14 protein-coding genes are annotated in these 17,844 nt (G+C 72.6%); 8 read left to right on the forward strand and 6 right to left on the reverse strand.

Annotated features, from left to right (window positions below; translation table 11 throughout):
• The first annotated feature begins 34 nt into the window (after positions 1 to 34).
• From ACWGL3_RS06075 to ligD, 5 genes are all read left to right on the forward strand, one after another.
• On the forward strand, positions 35 to 823 hold the full coding sequence (locus ACWGL3_RS06075; protein WP_378553077.1) for an enoyl-CoA hydratase/isomerase family protein: 789 nt from the start codon (positions 35 to 37) through the stop codon (positions 821 to 823).
• 376 nt (positions 824 to 1,199) lie between these two features.
• Positions 1,200 to 3,542 (forward strand): protein kinase domain-containing protein, encoded by a 2,343-nt coding sequence (locus tag ACWGL3_RS06080; RefSeq protein WP_452460955.1) that lies wholly within the window; start codon positions 1,200 to 1,202, stop codon positions 3,540 to 3,542.
• Between the two features lie 405 nt (positions 3,543 to 3,947).
• Positions 3,948 to 4,727: an electron transfer flavoprotein subunit beta/FixA family protein gene (locus tag ACWGL3_RS06085; RefSeq protein ID WP_267946423.1), complete on the forward strand. Its 780-nt coding sequence runs from the start codon at positions 3,948 to 3,950 to the stop codon at positions 4,725 to 4,727.
• Between the two features lie 33 nt (positions 4,728 to 4,760).
• Entirely contained in the window at positions 4,761 to 5,705 is a 945-nt protein-coding gene (locus ACWGL3_RS06090; protein ID WP_267946422.1) for an electron transfer flavoprotein subunit alpha/FixB family protein, read from the forward strand.
• 218 nt (positions 5,706 to 5,923) lie between these two features.
• Positions 5,924 to 6,817: a non-homologous end-joining DNA ligase gene (gene ligD / locus ACWGL3_RS06095; RefSeq protein ID WP_267946421.1), complete on the forward strand. Its 894-nt coding sequence runs from the start codon at positions 5,924 to 5,926 to the stop codon at positions 6,815 to 6,817.
• A 4-nt stretch (positions 6,818 to 6,821) separates the two neighbouring features.
• On the opposite strand, the gene ACWGL3_RS06100 is transcribed toward ligD, so the two are convergent.
• From ACWGL3_RS06100 to ACWGL3_RS06110, 3 genes are all read right to left on the reverse strand, one after another.
• A complete protein-coding gene (locus ACWGL3_RS06100) occupies positions 6,822 to 7,223 on the reverse strand; it encodes a hypothetical protein (RefSeq protein ID WP_378552976.1) in 402 nt (133 codons plus the stop codon).
• Positions 7,224 to 7,338: 115 nt separating this feature from the next.
• A complete protein-coding gene (locus ACWGL3_RS06105; protein ID WP_452460956.1) occupies positions 7,339 to 9,003 on the reverse strand; it encodes an alpha/beta hydrolase in 1,665 nt (554 codons plus the stop codon).
• A 34-nt stretch (positions 9,004 to 9,037) separates the two neighbouring features.
• Positions 9,038 to 9,364: a hypothetical protein gene (locus tag ACWGL3_RS06110; protein ID WP_267946418.1), complete on the reverse strand. Its 327-nt coding sequence runs from the start codon at positions 9,362 to 9,364 to the stop codon at positions 9,038 to 9,040.
• Between the two features lie 301 nt (positions 9,365 to 9,665).
• On the opposite strand from ACWGL3_RS06110, the gene ACWGL3_RS06115 reads away from it, so the two are divergent.
• Positions 9,666 to 10,931 (forward strand): hemolysin family protein, encoded by a 1,266-nt coding sequence (locus ACWGL3_RS06115; RefSeq protein ID WP_452460957.1) that lies wholly within the window; start codon positions 9,666 to 9,668, stop codon positions 10,929 to 10,931.
• A 157-nt stretch (positions 10,932 to 11,088) separates the two neighbouring features.
• The gene (locus ACWGL3_RS06120) at positions 11,089 to 12,579 is read left to right on the forward strand and encodes an aldehyde dehydrogenase family protein (protein ID WP_452460958.1); all 1,491 of its coding nucleotides are present in this window, start codon (positions 11,089 to 11,091) and stop codon (positions 12,577 to 12,579) included.
• Between the two features lie 18 nt (positions 12,580 to 12,597).
• On the opposite strand, the gene ACWGL3_RS06125 is transcribed toward ACWGL3_RS06120, so the two are convergent.
• On the reverse strand, positions 12,598 to 13,359 hold the full coding sequence (locus ACWGL3_RS06125; protein WP_267946415.1) for a class I SAM-dependent methyltransferase: 762 nt from the start codon (positions 13,357 to 13,359) through the stop codon (positions 12,598 to 12,600).
• Entirely contained in the window at positions 13,356 to 14,135 is a 780-nt protein-coding gene (locus ACWGL3_RS06130) for a class I SAM-dependent methyltransferase (protein WP_346660218.1), read from the reverse strand. Before ACWGL3_RS06130 ends, ACWGL3_RS06125 begins: the two co-directional genes overlap by 4 nt.
• 149 nt (positions 14,136 to 14,284) lie before the next feature.
• On the opposite strand from ACWGL3_RS06130, the gene ACWGL3_RS06135 reads away from it, so the two are divergent.
• Complete coding sequence (locus ACWGL3_RS06135) at positions 14,285 to 16,351, forward strand: hypothetical protein (RefSeq protein ID WP_267946414.1); 2,067 nt, start codon at positions 14,285 to 14,287, stop codon at positions 16,349 to 16,351.
• Here ACWGL3_RS06135 and ACWGL3_RS06140 read toward each other — a convergent pair.
• Entirely contained in the window at positions 16,348 to 17,706 is a 1,359-nt protein-coding gene (locus ACWGL3_RS06140; RefSeq protein WP_452460959.1) for an acyltransferase family protein, read from the reverse strand. The two genes, ACWGL3_RS06135 and ACWGL3_RS06140, sit on opposite strands and share 4 nt — an antisense overlap.
• Positions 17,707 to 17,844: the final 138 nt, after the last annotated feature.

The following is a 17,844-nucleotide window of genomic DNA, read 5'->3' on the forward strand; positions in this document are numbered from 1 at the left end:
GGACAGTGACGTCGAAGTGGAAGAGGTGGAGTTCGTGGGCGAGTTCGTGCGCGTGGAGACCGATCCGGACCACCCGGCGGTGGCCGTCATCCGGTTGGACCGGCCGAAGGTCAACGCGCTCAACGCCGTGCTGACGGCGGAGATCGCCGAGGCCGCCACGAGGGTCTCCGCGGACCCCGCCGTGCGCGCGGTGGTGCTCTACGGCGGCGAGCGCGTGTTCGTGGCGGGCGCCGACATCAAGGAGATGGCGGACCGCACCCACGCGGAGATGCTGGAGTACGGGCGCAACCTCCAGAACGCCCTCACCCTGGTGTCCCGCATCCCCAAGCCCGTCGTGGCCGCCGTCACCGGGTACGCCCTCGGCGGCGGGCTGGAGCTGGCGCTGGCCGCCGACTTCCGGGTGGTGGGGGAGGGGGCCCGGCTGGGCGTGCCCGAGATCCAGCTCGGCGTCATCCCCGGGGCGGGCGGCACCCAGCGCCTGCCGCGCCTGATCGGCCCCGCCCGGGCCAAGGAGATGATCTTCAGCGGCAGGCACGTGCGGGCGGAGGAGGCCGGGCGCATCGGGCTGGCCGACGAGGTCGTCCCGGACGGGGACGTCTACCGGGCGGCCGTGGCCCTGGTGGCCCGGTACGCGGAGGGGCCCGCCGTGGCGCTGGCCGCGGCCAAGGAGGCCGTCGACCGGGGCCTGGAGACGGACCTGGACTCGGGGCTGGAGATCGAGCGCCTGCACTTCGCCGGGCTGTTCGCGACCGAGGACCAGAAGAACGGGATGCGGAGCTTCGTCGAGCAGGGGCCGGGCAAGGCGGTGTTCAACGGGCGCTGACGCGGGCCTCCGCGCAGTTCGGGGCGGGGGTCCCGGCCGCTCGGGCCGGTGCGCCCGCCCCTCCCTTCCCCAAAGCTTTGTTGTTTTTTGGCATGGTTTTAGTCATTTGTCAGGTTAAGTAGCGATACAGGACCTGCTCCGGTCGTCCGGATCCGGCCAGTCGAGACGAGCGGGGCGGAACCGCCCACGCCAGTTTTCCGTCATACTCGGTGGTGGTCGTCCGAGGGCGGACGGGCCGCCGGCCCCCCATGACCCTCCGGCGGTCCCGAACAGACCACACAGGTCCGAGACGGGCCACACAAGCCAATGTTGACCCATCCCCCGGCCGATAAGCTGGACGTGGTGGTATGCGGTCTTTTGAGGGGATGAGTTCTCGATGGCAATGTCGGCAGGTTTCCCCACGGGTGAGGAGCTGCCGGAGCGCATCGGCCACTACGTGATCCGCCGCCGTATCGGGCAGGGCGGAATGGGCGTGGTGTACCAGGCCGAGGATCCCCGGACCGACCAGTTCGTCGCGCTGAAGGTCCTCAAGCCGGAGGTCGCGGGCGACCACATCGCACGGGCCCGGCTGGCCCGCGAGGTCGAGACCATGCGGCGGGTGCAGAGCCCCAACGTGGCAGAGGTCATCGACGCCGACACCCAGGCCGAGCTCCCGTGGGTGGTCACCGAGTACATCCCCGGGCCCACGCTGGACGCGACCGTCACCGACCACGGCCCGCTCCGGGGCCGCGCGCTCACGCGCTTCATCACCGGGCTCGCCCGGGCGATCCAGGACATCCACGCGGTGGAGGTGATCCACCGCGACCTCAAGCCGGGCAACGTGATCATCTCCAACGGCGAGCCGATCGTCATCGACTTCGGCATCGCGCACGCCGTGGACGGCGCCAAGCTGACGCAGACCGGCACGTTCGTCGGCACCCCCAGCTACCTGTCCCCGGAGGTCATCGAGGGCACCGACCTCGGCCCGGCCACGGACATCCACGCCTGGGGCGGCACCGTCGCCTTCGCCTCCACGGGACGCCCGCCCTACGGCGCGGGCTCCTTCGAGGTCATCTTCTTCCGCATCCTCAACGGCGAGATCGACATGGACGGGATGCACGAGGCGCTGCGCCCGCTGGTCAACCGCGCCGTCTCCCGCGACATGCGCAACCGCCCCACGGCCGCGGAGCTGGTCGCCGAGGCGGGCCGCCTCAACCTGGACCTGCCCTGGACCGAGGACCAGGAGGTCCGGTCCACCGGGCTCACCGGCGGCCACACCGTCCACAACCCCTCCACGGGCGTGGGACCGGAGGACTCCGGCACGGGCGGCGGACGGGGAGCGGGCGGGGCCGCGGCCGCGGGCGCGGCCGGCGCCGTGCTCGGCGGAGCCGCCGGATACCTGGCGGGACGCGGAGCCGGCGACGAGGGCTGGGGGCCCGCGCACACCGCCGGCGGCGCGAACCCCGCCTCCAGCGCGTGGTCCGGTCCCGGCGGGTCCCCCCGCTCCACCCACGCCGCCGAGGCGGGCGGGTGGCGCTCCGACGAGGAGGCCACGGACGACCTCTCCGGCGCGCGGGGCGCCCAGCGGTCCTGGGACGCAGACGAGGACCCGACGGACGACCTGTCGGGCGCGCAGCGGGGCTGGAGCGACCCGGAGTCGACCGACGACCTGGGCGGGCTCCGGGGGACCGACCGGATCACCCCGGGCGGCCGAGAAGACCTCGACGACCCGCAGGGCACCATGCGGATCAGCCCCGTGGGGGACGACCCGGACGACCCGGGGAGCACCCGGCGCATCCGTCCCGGCGAGCCCCCGCGGGACGACCCGCAGGGGACGATGATGATGGACCCCGTGGAGCCCGGCCGGGGGCGCCCCCAGACGGCCGATCCGGAGGACGGGTACCAGGCGCCGCACACGCAGTTCTTCAACACGCCCCTGCACAAGGGCGATTTCGCGGACATCCTCACGCCGGTCGAGGAGGGGCGCAACAGCCGCAACACGCAGGAGTTCGGCGAGGACGACTACGAGGAGCGCGGCGGCTGGCTCAGCCGCTTCAAGCGGGGCAGCAACGACCGGGTGGGGGACTACTTCCGCGGTGACGAGGAGGGCGTCGACGCCGACGGCGACGGTTACATCGACGAGGAGTACGAGGCCGAGGCGTGGCGGATGCACCCGCTGGTGCTCATCCCCGTCATGGTCGCCCTCGCCGGCGTGTCCCTGTGGTTCCCCTGGTTCGGCGCACTCCTGGGCGTCGTGATCATCGCGGGCCTGGGCGCGCTGGACGTGGTCAAGGCGGAGCACGCGCGCCGCCTCCAGACCCGGGGGCCGCGCAACTCCGACAGCATGGTGGTGGCGCTCAGCTTCCCCTGGGCGTTCGGGCGCATGGCGGTCCGCACCGCCGGGTTCGGCCTGATCTACCTGCTGGCCGGGATCCTGGTCGGCATGGTCTACGCGACGATCGTGGACGCGACCCCGGGCCAGGGCGCCAACTACACCGGCGCCTTCGCCATCTTCGTGATGGTCCTGCTCAGCTACATCATGCCGAGCGGCCGCGAGGCGCGGCACCAGGCGGTGTGGCTGGTGGAGCGGGCGCGGTTCCGGAGCCTGTACCTCTACATCGGCGTGATCGTCGGCATCGTCCTGCTGACCATGCTGATCCTGTCGATCGGGTTGTCCTCCACCCCCGACTGGGCGCCGTTCGGCGGGCCGTCCGACTGGTTCGACGGCGGATCGTCGTGACGAGCGGCCCCCTCCCGGCACGGGAGGGGGCCCTCGCGGTTCTCCGGTGGTTCCACCGGTGGTGCGACCGGTTCCGGACCGCCGTGCGCGACCTAGGGTGGTGGGCAGGCCGGCACCCCGGCCGCGCGGGCCGGCCCCGGCCGGGCCGCGCTCGGCGGGGCCGCCGAATCCGGTGGCAGGGTGTTGGTTAGGGTTTCCTAAGTCACACTTGGGGTCGAGGGTTGGCCTTCAAGCTACTAGCCAGTAACATCTGGTGTACGGGCACATCGCGGGACCGTCCTTGACGTGAAAGGCGGACCCGCCGTCGAATGACCGAACGGCATTCGGCATTGTTGGCAGAACGGGGCGCACCGGCGTCCGCCCGCCACACGGCGGATCAGAGTGCAGGGAGGTCGGCCACCGGCCATGAATATTGTCGTTTTGGTCAAGCAGGTCCCGGACACGGCGACCGAACGGAAGCTCAACCCCGACGACAGGACGCTCGACCGCGCAGCGTCCGACGGCGTCATCAACGAGCTCGACGAGTACGCGATCGAGGAGGCCCTGCTCCTCAAGGAGAAGCACGGCGGCGAGGTCACCGTCCTGACGATGGGACCGGACCAGGCCACCGACTCCATCCGCAAGGCCCTCTCGATGGGCGCGGACAAGGCCGTCTTCGTCAACGACGACGCGCTCCACGGATCGGACGCCCTCCAGAGCGCCTACGCGCTCGCGCAGGCCCTGGGCACCGTCGAGTTCGACCTGGTCGTCCTCGGCTCCGAGTCCACCGACGCGCGCACCGGCGTCATGGGCGCCGCGCTCGCCGAGTACCTCGGCCTGCCGCAGCTCACGCTCGCCGGCAAGGTCGACATCGACGGCGGCGCCATCAGGATCCAGCGCCAGACCGACTACGGCTACGACGTGGTCGAGGCTCAGCTCCCGGCGGTCGTCTCCGTCGTCGAGAAGATCAACGAGCCCCGCTACCCGTCCTTCAAGCTCATCATGCAGGCGAAGAAGAAGCCGGTCGACAAGAAGTCCGCGGCCGACGCGGGCATCGACACCGGCCGGGTCGGCCTGGCCAACGCCACCACCGAGACCGTCGACTTCGCCGCGGCGCCGCCGCGCGCCGCGGGCACGATCGTCAAGGACGAGGGTGACGGCGGTGTGAAGATCGCCGACTTCCTCGCCCAGAAGAAGTTCGTGTAGGCCAGGCGAGAGACTCAGGAAGGTTCAAGGATTATGGCTGAGGTCCTCGTCCTCGTCGACCACGTCGACGGACAGGTCAAGAAGGTCACGACCGAGCTGCTGACCGCGGCCCGCCGCATCGGCGAGCCCGCGGCCGTGTGGATCGGTGACGGCGCGGAGTCGGGCAAGGCCGCGCTGGCCGAGTTCGGCGCCGAGAAGGTCTACGTCGCCCCGGCCGAGCTCAACGACTACGTCGTCGCTCCCAAGGCCGAGCTGCTCGCGAAGCTGGCCCAGGACAAGGGCGCCGCCGCGATCCTCGTCTCGGCGACCGCCGAGAACAAGGAGATCGCCGGGCGCACCGCCGTCAAGCTCGGCTCCGGTGTGCTCACCGACGTCGTCGACGTCGACGCCGACGTGGTCACCGAGCACAGCATCTTCGGCGGCGGCACCGTCACCCACGCCCGTGTGCGGACCGGCGTGCCGGTCGTCGCCGTGCGCCCGAACTCCGTCCCGGCCGAGGCCGCCGCCGGAGCGGCCGTCGAGGAGGCCGTCTCGGTGGACGTCTCCGACGCCGCCAAGGCCGCCAAGGTCGTGGAGCGCGTGGTCCAGGAGCAGGGCGAGCGCCCGGAGCTCACCGAGGCCGCGATCGTGGTCTCCGGCGGCCGCGGCGTCGGCTCCGACGACTTCTCCGTCGTCGAGGGCCTGGCGGACTCGCTGGGCGCCGCCGTCGGCGCCTCCCGTGCCGCCGTCGACTCCGGCTGGTACCCGAACCAGTTCCAGGTCGGCCAGACCGGTAAGACGGTCAGCCCGAACCTGTACCTGGCCCTGGGCATCTCCGGCGCGATCCAGCACCGTGCGGGCATGCAGACCGCGAAGAACATCGTCGCGGTCAACAAGGACCCCGAGGCGCCGATCTTCGAGCTCGTCGACTTCGGTGTCGTGGGCGACCTGCACTCGGTCGCTCCGCAGCTCACCGAGGAGATCAACAAGCGCAAGTAGGCGCACGCGCCGAACACGCCCAACGCCCGGCCGGGGTCACCCGGCCGGGCGTTCTCGCTGTGTCCGCAGAACCACCGGAAACCCTGTTACGGCCAGGCCGGTACTCCGTCCGGAGCCGCTGCGGGCCGCCGGGTTTTCCGCCGGGGAGGCCCGGGTAGGCGGGGCCCACGGAGCCGACCGGGGCGGGCGCCCCGGGGCGGCGGGACCTGGGAGGGGCGATGGCGGAACACGGGGGCGCGGTCCGGGTGCGCGCGGGCCGACGCGTCGTGGAGGTGCGCAAGCCGGACAAACCGCTGTTCGGCGAGGGCGGGCCGACCAAGGAGGACCTGGCCCGGTACCACGAGCGGATCGCACCGCTGATGCTGCCGCAGCTGAAGGGCCGCCCGATCGCCCTGGACCGGTACCCCGACGGGGTCGGTGCCGGCGGGTTCTTCGTGAAGCACCCCTCCACACCGGAGTGGGTGCGGACCGTGGAGACCAGCGGCGGCACGATGATGGAGTGCCGGGACGCGGCGACCCTGGTGTGGTGCGCCGACCAGGCGGCGATCACCCTGCACGCCTGGCAGTCGCGGGAACCGGACCTCGGCCTCCCCGACCGGATGGTGCTCGACCTCGACCCGGCGGGGGACGGGGAGGAGGCCTTCGCGGAGTGCAGGGCCGCCGCCAGGGACGTGCGCGAGGCGCTGGACGAGGTGGGGCTGGCCGCGTACGTGATGACGACCGGTTCGCGCGGTCTGCACGTGCGGTCGCCGCTGCGGCCCGAGGCCGACGACCAGGAGGTGCGGCGGCTGGCGGAGGGCGTCGCCGACCGCGTGGCGGCGCGGAGACCGGACGAGCTGACCACCGAGGTGCGAAAGGAGGCCCGGAAGGGGAGGCTGTTCGTGGACTTCCTGCGCAACGGCCGCGAGCAGCTCGCGGTCGCCCCGTACTCGGTGCGGGCCAGGCCCGGCGCCCCGGTGGCGGCCCCGGTGACCTGGGAGGAGCTGGACGGCCTGGAGTCGTCGCGGGCGTTCGGCACGGACCTGGAGCGCGAGGCGTGCCCGTTCGCGGGCATGGGGCGCCACGCCCGGTCGCCGCGCAGGGCACTGGAGCGGTTGGAGCGGCTCGGCTGACCCCTCAGGACCCGGGGGCGCCCTCCGGCCACACGCAGGGCGAGGAGGCCCCGATGGACAGGCTGCCCTGGGCGCTCGACTGGACGGACATCCGGAAGGAGTCCTCCTCGTTCTCGACGAAGACCGCCAGGTCTTCGGGGCGTCCGTCGTCTGTCACCTGGTAGCCGTTGGCCGTCCAGTACTCGTGCAGGAGTTCGACGCTGGCCTCGTTGTCCTCAGCGGGAAGGCCGCGCAGCCAGTAGGTGCGGCCGACCGACGCGCGTCCGCTCTCACCTCCGTCGACCGTGTCATCACAGGGGTTGGCGATGTCGCCTCCCAGGGCTTCGAGCTCCGGGGCTTCGGGGAACACCGCCACAGCCGCGGCGATGTGCTCCTCCACCCTGGTGTAGGCCTCGTCGTGGGTCATTGCTGCTTCCTCCTCCGAGGTATCCGAGTCCACACCGGAACCGCAGGCGGTCAGAGCCACCACGACGGCGATGCCGCTGCATGCGCGTCCGAGAGCGTTGATATCCACTGTTCCCCTACTTCTGTCCGGCGATGACCTCACCCATGTACCGCAGGGACCTGGTGTCGGGATCGAAATATTCCGAGTGTGCGTCGTTGAGCGGCCACTGGCCCCCGTCGGTGCCCGGGTTCGATCTGAACTCCGTCGCTCCGAAGCCCGGATCCGTCGGGTCCATTCCGTGGGTGAAGCCGGTGAGGTGCGTGATGTTGTCGTTCTCGGCTGTGGAGACGTGGACGTTCTCAGGGGGGAGTCCCAGGTCGCTCACGTGGTCGGCATTGGCGCCGGGGCTGCCCACCAGCACGATGTTGTCCGCGTTGAGTCCTTCGTCGCCCTGTGCGGTGTGACCCACCACGGTGGAACCGTAGCTGTGGCCGATCACTGTGTTGTTCGACGGGGACGGATTCACGTGGGTCGCCCGCAAACCGTCCTGGAAACTGCTCAGCTCGTCGACCGCGTCCTCGGCCCGGCCCGCGCCGGCGGCTTCGACGGCGTTGGGGGCGTCGTATCCGATCCAGCTGATGACGGAGTGGTTGCTCTCCTCGTCCGCGATGGTGGCCGACTGCACGAGGGCGTCGGCCCGGTCCATCTGGGAGTCGACGCTCTGCCAGGTGGTCGTCGTGCCCGGGACGAGGGTGGCCACGTTGTCGGCGGTGTCGGGGTTGCCGTTCGCCACGATCGCGCGTCCCCCGCCCTCGGCGTCGAGGGCGAGCAGGTACCTGTCCGCGCTCTCGTCGTTGAGGCTGTCGCGCAGGGTGGTCAGAGTGGAGAGCTCTCCTTCGAGGTCCGTCAGGTCGGTCTGGGCGTTGTAGGCGCCCATGCCGCCGTCGGAGTCCGTCAGGGAGTCGAAGGCCTCGTCGCGTTCCTCCTGCGCGTTCGCGATCTCCTCCTCCAACCGCTCGATCTCGTCGTCCAGGTGTTCCCGGTTGAGCTCGTCGCGCACGGTTGAGGGGATGCCGTCGAGTTCGCGGAGCAGGTCGGGGTGGTCCCGCACGGCCTGCGCCTGCTCCTCCTCCGTCATGGAGGTCCACCACAGGTTGACGATGGACGGGTGCTCGTCGCCGGTCAGCTCGTCCGGGACCATGCCGGGAACGGCGTCGCCCAGGTACAGCAGCTGACTGCCGGACAGGAGGGCGGACTCGACCAGGCGCTCCAGGGTCTCCTGGCCGGGTCCGTCGCGCAGGTCCTTCTCCGCCTGTTCGGCCCGGTCCATCAGGGTTTCCCAGTGCCCGGCGTGCTCGGTGAGCAGCTCCTCGCGCAGCTCCTCCATGCGCGCGGCGGGCCTTCCGGTCGCCTCCTGGCCCGCGCTGCCGAGAATGGAGTCGTTGCCCGCATCCCTGATCGCGGACTTCTCCTCCTCCCACCGGGTCTCCAGCTTGGCCCGCTCGACCCGGTAGGCCTCGATGTCCAGGCCCCACTGGCGCAGGACGGCCGCCCCGTAGGTGAGGGCGGCGGCGGCCTCCTGCCAGGCGGCCAGCTCCTCCGACGAGCCGGAGACGATGTTCCAGGCGATGAGGTCGGTGAACTCACCGGCGGACGACTGGAACTGGCTGTGGGCGCCCTCGGACTGGCCGGTCATCTTCCGGCACACGGCGTCGAGGTCGTCGGCGCCCGACTCGATGGCGCCGACGTCGGCGTCGATGTCGGCGGGCAGGCCGAGGGACATGGAGGCGACGTCGCTCACAGGTGTCTCCGGGGGGTGGGTGGCGGGCGCGGGGTCAGAAGTTGATCTGGATGTCGAGGGCCTCCAGGCCCTCCTGGTACTCCTCGGCGCTCTCATGGTCCGAGTCGGTGATCGCCAGGTCGGCGCCCTGGACGTTCTGGGCCAGGTTGATGCCGTTCTGCGCGACCCGCCGGATGTGCTCCATGGCGTCCAGTTCGTAGTCGGCCAGACCGGACGAGACGTGTTCGGAGACCGCCGCGGCCAGCCCTTCGACGGCGGCCTCGAAATCGGTTCCGAGGAAGACCATGGCCTCGGCCAGCGCTTCGGCCTCCTCGGCCTCGGACATGGCCTCGACGGGGTTGACTCCGGTACCGCTGGACACGGGGACTCCCAGGGAGTGGGGAAGGGGGCAGGAGAAGCCTACAGACAGTGCCGGAACGGTGTCAGATCAGGACATGCGGGTCGCATGGCGGTCCGTGCGGCCCTGAACTGGGGATTCGGCCGGAGGCGGCGAACCGGCGCGAGGTTCTGGCCGTTTGTGGACACGTGGGGCGCGTGCGGTCGGAGGGGACCGGTGCAGCTGGTGCGACAGGTGTGGTGGCGGGGATTCCGGGAACGATGCCATCACCTCGGCCCGGTCCGGCCGCGGCACCGCTTCCGACAGAACCGCGGGGGAGACCCACATGGAGGGCTACGAGGCCCAGATCGGCCTCGTGCTGGTCCTGGTCGTCGTGAACGCCGTCTTCGCCGGCAGCGAGATCGCGCTGATCACGCTGCGGGAGGGGCAGCTCAGGAGGCTGGAGGCGAGCGGTCCCGGGGGCCGGGCGGTCGCGAGGCTGGCCCGCGACCCCAACCGGTTCCTGGCCACCATCCAGATCGGCATCACCCTGGCCGGGTTCCTCGCCTCGGCCACGGCCGCGGTGTCACTGGCCCGCCCGCTGGTCGAACCCCTCGGCTTCCTCGGTTCCTACGCCTCCCCGGTCTCCGTCGTCCTGGTGACCGTCGTGCTGACCTTCGTCACCCTGGTCCTGGGCGAGCTCGCGCCCAAGCGCATCGCGATGCAGCGCGCCGAGCCCTGGGCGCTCCTCGTCGCCAGGCCGATCAACGCCCTCGCCGTCCTCTCGCGGCCCGCAGTGTGGCTGCTCGGCGTCTCCACCGACCTGGTGGTGCGCCTGGGCGGGGCGGACCCCGGGACCGGCAAGGAGGAGGTCTCCGAGGAGGAGCTGCGGGAGATGATCTCGGCCCAGGGCGACATGACCCCCGAACAGCGGACGATCCTCTCCGGCGCGTTCGAGATCACCGGCCGCACGCTGCGCCAGGTCCTGGTGCCCCGGCGCGACGTGGACACCGTCCCCGCGTCCCTGCCCGCCGACGAGGCCGCCCTGTTCCTCGCCGAGCGCGGGCACTCGCGGGCGCCCGTGGTCACCGAGGGGGACGTGGACGACGTCGTCGGGATCGTGCACTGGTCGGACCTGCTGCGGGGCGAGGGGGACGCGGGCGCCCTCGCCCGCGAGCCGCTGCTGCTGCCGGTCTCCCTGTCCGTGTCGCAGGCGCTCCACCGGATGACCGGCGAACGGCAGCAGATGGCGGTGGTGATCGGTGAGAACGGGGCGGTCGACGGCATCGTCAGCCTGGAGGACCTGCTCGAGGAGGTCGTCGGCGAGATCTACGACGAGACCGACGCGGACGCGCGCGTTCCCACCAGGGTCGACGGCGGAGCCCTCCGCGTGCCCGGCGCCTACCCCGTCCACGAGCTGGACGACCTCGGCGTCGTCCTCACCTCGCCCCCGGAGGGCAGCTACGTCACCGTCGCCGGGATGGTCCTGGTCGTGCTCGGCCACATCCCGGAGGGCCCGGGGGAGAGCGTCGACCTGGGCGGGTGGACGGCCACGGTCACCGAGGCCGACGGCCGGGTCGTCGGCGAGCTGCTGCTCGTCCCCGACGCCTGACCGCCGGCCCGCGCCGCCCGGGGAGCGGCGCGGCCGTACGGGCCCCGAACGCCACCGGCTCCCTGAACACTTCGCCAAGGAGCGGCACGCCCCTTTGCCCGAGGGGCGTTTCCGGGGCACGGTGGCGGAGAGTGACGCCGACACCAGGGGGAGCCCGATGCACGCCGACCAGACACCCACCCCCTACACGGGACTGGACCGGATGACCATCGGCGGCGAGTGGCGCCACGGTTCCTCCGGCGAGGTCCACCACGACGTGGACCCCTACGACGACACGGTCCTCGCGGAGGTCCGCCTGGCCGACGCCGGTGACGTCGACCTCGCCTACCGGGCGGCGGAGCGGGCCTGGCCGGTCTGGGCCGCGACGCCCGCCTACGAGCGGGCCGAGGTGTTCCGCCGTGCGCTCCGCATCCTCGACGCGCGCCGTGCCGAGGTGGCCGAGTGGCTCGTCCGCGAGGCCGGGGCCGTCCGCGACCGCGCCGAGTTCGAGATCGACCTGGTCCGCAGCGGCATGGCCGAGGCCGCCTCCTACCCCACCCGGGTCGAGGGCCGCATCCTGCCCGGGATCACCCCGGGGAAGGAGAACCGCGTCTACCGCGAGCCCCTGGGCGTCGTCACCGTGATCAGCCCCTGGAACTTCCCGTTCCAGCTCTCCCACCGCTCCGTCGCGCCGGCCGTCGCCCTCGGCAACACCGTCGTCCTCAAGCCGGCCGAGAACACGCCCGTCACCGGGGGCCTCCTCCTCGCCCGTGTCTACGAGGAGGCGGGGCTTCCCCCCGGCGTCCTCAACGTGGTCCTCGGCAAGGGCGGGCAGATCGGCGACGCGCTCGCCACGCACGAGTCCTCGCGGATGGTCTCCTTCACCGGCTCGACCGACGTGGGCCGCCACATCTCCCGGCTGATCCCGCTCAAGAGGCGCACGCTCGAACTCGGCGGCAACAGCCCCCTCGTCGTGCTGGACGACGCGGACCTGGACCTGGCGGCCGACGCCGCCGTGTTCGGCTCCTACTACCACCAGGGCCAGATCTGCATGGCCACGAACCGGATCATCGCCACCACCGGAGTCCACGACGAGCTGGTCGACCGGATCGTCGCGCGCGTACGCGCACTGCGGGTCGGGGACCCGGGCGACCCCGCGACCCAGATCGGCCCCGTCATCGACGACGACCAGGCCGAGGGCATCCGCGACCTGGTCGACCGGTCGGTCGAGGTCGGCGCGCAGCTGCTGCTGTCCGGCGAGCCGGGCGGACCGGCGGGAAGGGTCCTGCCGCCCTACCTGCTGCTCGCGGGCAACCACGCCCCGTGCGCCGCCGAGGAGGTGTTCGGACCGGTGGCCACGGTCATCCGGGCGACGGAGGAGGAGGACGCGCTCCGCATCGCCAACGACACCGAGTACGGGCTCTCCAGCGCCGTCCACACCCGTGACGCCGAGAAGGGGGTGCGATTCGCCCGACGGCTGCGGGCGGGGATGACGCACGTCAACGACTCCACGCTCAACGACGAGGCCAACACGGCGTTCGGCGGGGAGGAGCACTCCGGCCACGGGAGGTTCGGCGGCGAGTGGGCGGTCGAGGCGTTCACGACCGACCACTGGGTCAGCGTCCAGCACGTCCCCCGCACCCTGCCGTTCGGCTTCGGCGGGCGCTGAGGGGGCGGAAGGCCCGCGTCACCGCTTGCGCAGCACCAGCAGCAGGTTCCAGGTGACGACCTCGCGCAGGAAGGGCACGTGCACGACCGGCTTCGTCCACGTCGGCAGGTAGCGGGGCCGGACGTCCACAGCGTCCACGTCGGGGCGCCCGCGCGCCCAGCGCAGCATCTCCCCGGCGTACGCGGCGTACATGCTGCGGCCGAAGTCGTTCTTGGGCCGGCGCCCGTTGCGCCGGGCGAACCGCTCCGCGGCGTACGGACCCCCCAGGTAGTGCCACGGGGAGGTCTCGTGCCCGCCCCAGGGGGACAGCCACAGCGTGTACGACAGGTAGACCAGCCCGCCGGGCCTGGTCACCCGCACCATCTCGTCGGCCATCCGCACGCGGTCGGGCACGTGCTCCAGGACGTTGGAGGAGAAGCACACATCCACCGAGCCCGTGCGCAGCGGCAGGTCCAGGGCGCTGCCCCGGACGCCGTACGCGTCGGCCTCGCGGCCGTGCAGGGTCATCTCGCGGGCGTCGGAGTCCACGCAGAGGCAGCGTGCCCCGGCGGAGCGGAGCTCGTCGGCGAAGTAGCCGGGGCCGCCCCCCACGTCCACGACGAGGCGGCCGTCCAGGGGCGTGTAGGAGCGCAGCTGGGCGACGGTGTCGCGGGCCAGCGTGCCGTAGAAGAACGCCGGATCGGACTGCTCCCTGCGGAACGCGGAGAACAGGGCGACCGAGCGCCCCAGGGTGGCGCGGAAGGGCGTGGTCCCGTCGTCGCGGGCTGCGGCGGGGGTCACGCGGTCCCCCCTCCGGCCGGTGCGGCCCCGTCCAGCACCACGAAGTGGCGCAGGTGCCGCCAGTGGTCGCCTCCCCAGTACTCGTCCGAGGCCGCGATCCGGCCGCCGGGCACCAGCTCGGCGATCCGCCCGGTGCGCAGGGTGTGCATACGCATCGGCGCCGGGTAGCGCAGTACCACCCTCTGCGCCAGCGCGACCAGGGGCCACGGCACGTACCGGAACACCATCCCCTTGAAGGTGCGGCGCTCCGTCTCGGGCACGCCGAGCACCATCACGCCGCCGGGGCGCAGCACGCGGGCGAACTCGCGCACGTACCCCTCGGCCAGCGCGGTCGGCAGGTGCTGGAGGACGAGGTCGGTGTACACCAGGTCGAACGAGTCGTCGCCGAACAGGGACAGGTCGGCCCGCTCGTTCAGCGTGAACGCGATCCGTCCCCCCGAACGGTCCAGGCGGCGGGCCTCCTCCAGCATCGGCGCGGAGATGTCCACCCCCACGACCTCGTCGAAGTGCGCGGCCAGCGCGTTGGACAGCCGTCCGGCGCCGCAGCCGAAGTCCAGGACCCGGCCGCCCCCGGGGCGGATGCCCAGCTCGTCCATGCGGGCGACCGCCGGGTCGACGTCGGCCCGGCCCGAGGCGAGGAACTCGTCGTCGTCCCACCCGCCGTCGCGCTTGTCCGGGTCCACGCACACCGCCCACAGCGGTTCGGCGGAACCCAGCCGGGTCCAGTCACGGCGGACCTGTTCGAGCCCCACCGGCATCACCTCCACGGTGCTCACGACCCCGCCGGAACATGGTTCTGCATCATGTTCCTGTTCTGGGCTGCCAGGCCTTGGAGACCTGCGCCCGAGGTCAAGGAAGAAAGTGGAACGTGTTGTATTCTGGCACCCATTTTCCGGGTTGGCCAACCTACGGCGGGAGAGAACCGATGCCGCCTGTTCCCCCCACGGCGAGTGGACACGACGGCGCGGAGGCACAGGCGCCCGGCGGGACGGCCGGGGTACGCCGCCCGGCCGGGGGCCCCGGCGGGGAGGGACCCGGCCGGGGCGGACCGGTCCGCGACGCCCTCGCCGTCCTGGGCCTCCTCGCGCGCGACCGGCTGGTCCTGGCGGGGCTGCTGGTCGTCGCGGCGGCGGTCGGCCTCAAGCTGTACGTGCTCACGCAGTCCTACTTCGTGGAGGACGACTACCTCTTCTTCGCCTCCGCGTACGCGAGCGACCTGGGCCCGGACTACCTCCTCACCCTCCACAAGGGGCACCTGATGCCGGGAGCCCTGTTCCTCGTGTACCTCCAGACCACGTTCTGGCCGTACGAGTGGTGGGTCAGCGCTGGCAGCATGCTCGCGTTCCAGGCCGCCGCGCTGCTGGGGTTCTTCCGCCTGCTGTGGGAGCTGTTCGGCCGCCGCCCGGCCCTCCTCGTCCCCCTGACCGTGTACGCGCTGGCCCCGTTGACCGTCCCCGTCCTCGGGTGGTGGTCGGCTGCGCTCAACGCCGTGCCCTTCCAGCTCGCGCTGGTGCTCGCCGCGCTGTGGACCGTGCGCCACCTGCGCACCGGCGACGCCCGGTTCGCCTGGTGGGCGTCGGGCGCGGTCGTGTTCGGCATGCTCTTCACGGTCAAGGCGATGTTCCTGCCCCCCGTGCTGTTCGCGGTGGCCGCGGCCTTCCTGTACCCGGGCGACCCGCTCGTCGCGGTCCGCAGGGCCTGGGTGGTGCACCGCCCCCTGTGGACGGCGATGGGCGCCCTCTTCGCCGCGTACGCGGTGTTCTACCTGGCGCGGATGCGCGCGGGCGAGGGCGGCGAGGGCGCGGGCGTCCCCGAGAGCGAACCCGCCCTGGCCATGCTGCGCGGGCTCCTCACCGAGGTCTTCCCGGTCGGCGCCCTGGGCGGCCCGCCGGAGTGGGGGCCGGTCACCCCCACGGGTGGGCTCGTCGACCCGTCGGGGCCCGTGGTGCTGGGGGCCTGGGCGGTGTTCGCGGTGATCGTGCTGTCGAGCCTGTGGCTGCGGCGCCGGGCGTGGCGTGCCTGGGCGCTCCTGCTCGGCTACCTGGTCGTCGTCGACATCGTCCCGACCGTCATCGCGCGCGGCAGGTTCCAGGAGGTGGCCGCCGCCGACCCCCGCTACGTGGCCGACGCGGCCCCGGTGTTCGCGCTCTGCCTGGCGCTGGCCTTCCTGCCGACGCGTGAGGAGCGGGCGCGGGCGCTGACGGGCGGCGCGGGGGAGCGCGCCGGCTCCGCGGCCGACGCCTACCGCGTGCGTCCCCGGCGGGCCGCCCGGACCGCCGCCGTGCTGGCGACGCTGGCGTACACGGCGTCGGCGGTGTGGTCCACGCACGCCTACGCGGGAACGCTCGGCGGCGACCGCCTCCAGTGGTACCTGGACACGGTCCGGGCCTCCCTGCGGGAGGTCCCGGAGGAGGGCGGCCTGTACGCGCGCCCCGTCCCGGAGGACGTCGTGCTGGAGTGGAACGGCCAGCGCCGCCTGAGCTCCTGGGTGCTGCCGCCGCTGGCCGAGCCCGACGTCGCGGAGCGGATGGTGGAGCCGGAGGAGTCCGGCGCGGCGTACGTGTTCAACGACGCGGGCTACCTGGTCCCGGCGCGGCCGTCCGACAGCAGCTACGTCTTCGGACCCGGGGGAGGGGACCGCTGCCTGGAGCCCTGGGAGGGGCTCATGTCGTGGCCGGTGCGGGTCCACGGCGGCCTCGCCCAGGTCGTCACCCTCGGCTACACGGCGGAGGAGGACGTGCCGGTGGTGGTCGCCCTGGGCGACGACTGGATCGAGGTGGAGCTGCCCGCCGCGGAGGAGAACGGGACACGGTACGTCCCGGCGGGGGCGCCCGGCGAGCAGCTGTCGGTGTTCGTGCCGGAGGACCCCGACGACCGCGGCGGGCTGTGCCTGAGCTGGGTGTCCGTGGGCGGCATGGCCCCCGCGGTCGAGGGCAACCCCTGGGCGCCCGAGGAGGACGACCGCACGGGCGGCGGCGCGGAGGCGGACTAGCCGCTCTTCTCCGCGTCCTTCCGGGACCAGCGCCGGCTCGGCTCCTCCACCCAGCGGAAGGTCGCCGCCGCCAGGAGGACCGTCCCCGCCGTGACCGGCACCATGTCCAGCCAGAACGACCCGGTGAAGATCTCCTGCCCGGTGAAGTCGCGCCACAGGTACAGGACGACGAACTGCCACAGGAACACGCCGTAGGAGATCCGGGCGAGGAACTGGCACACCCGGTGCCGCAGCAGCGAGTCCAGCCAGCGGCCGTCCCGCCAGGCCGCGGCACTGCGGAGGGACGCGGGCGGGGAGGTGGGGCGGGGGGCCAGGGCGGCCGGGGCCACGACGAAGAACGCGAAGCCCGTGCCGGCCAGGGACGCCGCGGCGGAGGTCCAGATGTCGCCCGAGCCGATGAACCGCCCGCCGGTGGCCTCGGTGGCGGTCAGGGCGAGGAAGCCGCCCGCCACCAGCCAGCACACCCCGGGCGACGCGGCCACGGTGCGGCAGAAGCGGCGCACCGGGCCGTCGGCGCCGGGCTCGCGCCACGCCCACTCCGACAGCACGGCCAGCGCCATCCCCGCGGCGAACAGGCCGAGCGCGCGCGGGAGCCAGGCGTGCATGTACTCGCGGGGCTCGGGATGGAACTGCGGCACCAGCGCGGCCAGGGCGAGCACCCCCATGGCGGCGAGCCCGGCGAGGAGCCGTCGGCCGCGGGCGTCCACGGTCCTCCCGCCCCTCGCCCACAGGGTCAGGAGCAGGGCGAACACCGGCAGCAGCAGGTAGAAGGACACCTCGACCGACAGACTCCACATCTGGCCGAGGCCGTAGGGGCCGGTCCCCACCCACGGCGGGTCGGTGTCGAAGGGGAAGGCCAGGGTCAGGACCTGGAGCCAGTAGGAGGGCGAGCCGAGCTCCTCCCGGGAGTAGAGGAGCAGCGCGGCCACCGCCACGACCCAGTAGGCGGGGAACACGCGCACGACCCGGCGCCACAGGTAGGGGCGGGCCCGGGGGCCCCGCGTCCCGTCCAGGGCGGCGCGCGCCCAGGGCCGGTACAGCAGCACGCCGGAGAGCGTGAAGAACAGGGGCACGGCGAGGTCGAACGCGGACACCAGCCCGCCCAGGACGCCCGGGGCGAGGGAGTCGCCGGTCTCCGTGGCGACGTGGAAGACCAGGACCATCAGGGCGGCCGCGGCGCGGATGCCGTCGAGGGTCTCGTGGCGTCCGTCGACCTGGGGCAGGACCAGCGCCGGATCGGGGTCCCGCGGCGGGGGCCGCGTGCCGGTGGAGGGGGAGCCGGGGAGGGTGCCGTCGGAGGTGCTGCCGGTGGGTGCGCCGGTGGGGTCCTCGGGCGCGGAGGGAGTGGGCGCCATGGGCCTTCCAGAACGGGGGAGCGTTGAAACGCGCTTCACTAGAACGTGTTATAAAAATTCAGACACGCCCTGGTGACGTCGTTCACTACTGGGCAGTACTCTACCCGGAACTGGACCTAGTTCCACTAGACGCAGTTT

It is taken from the genome of Nocardiopsis sp. NPDC055824 (assembly GCF_053616335.1).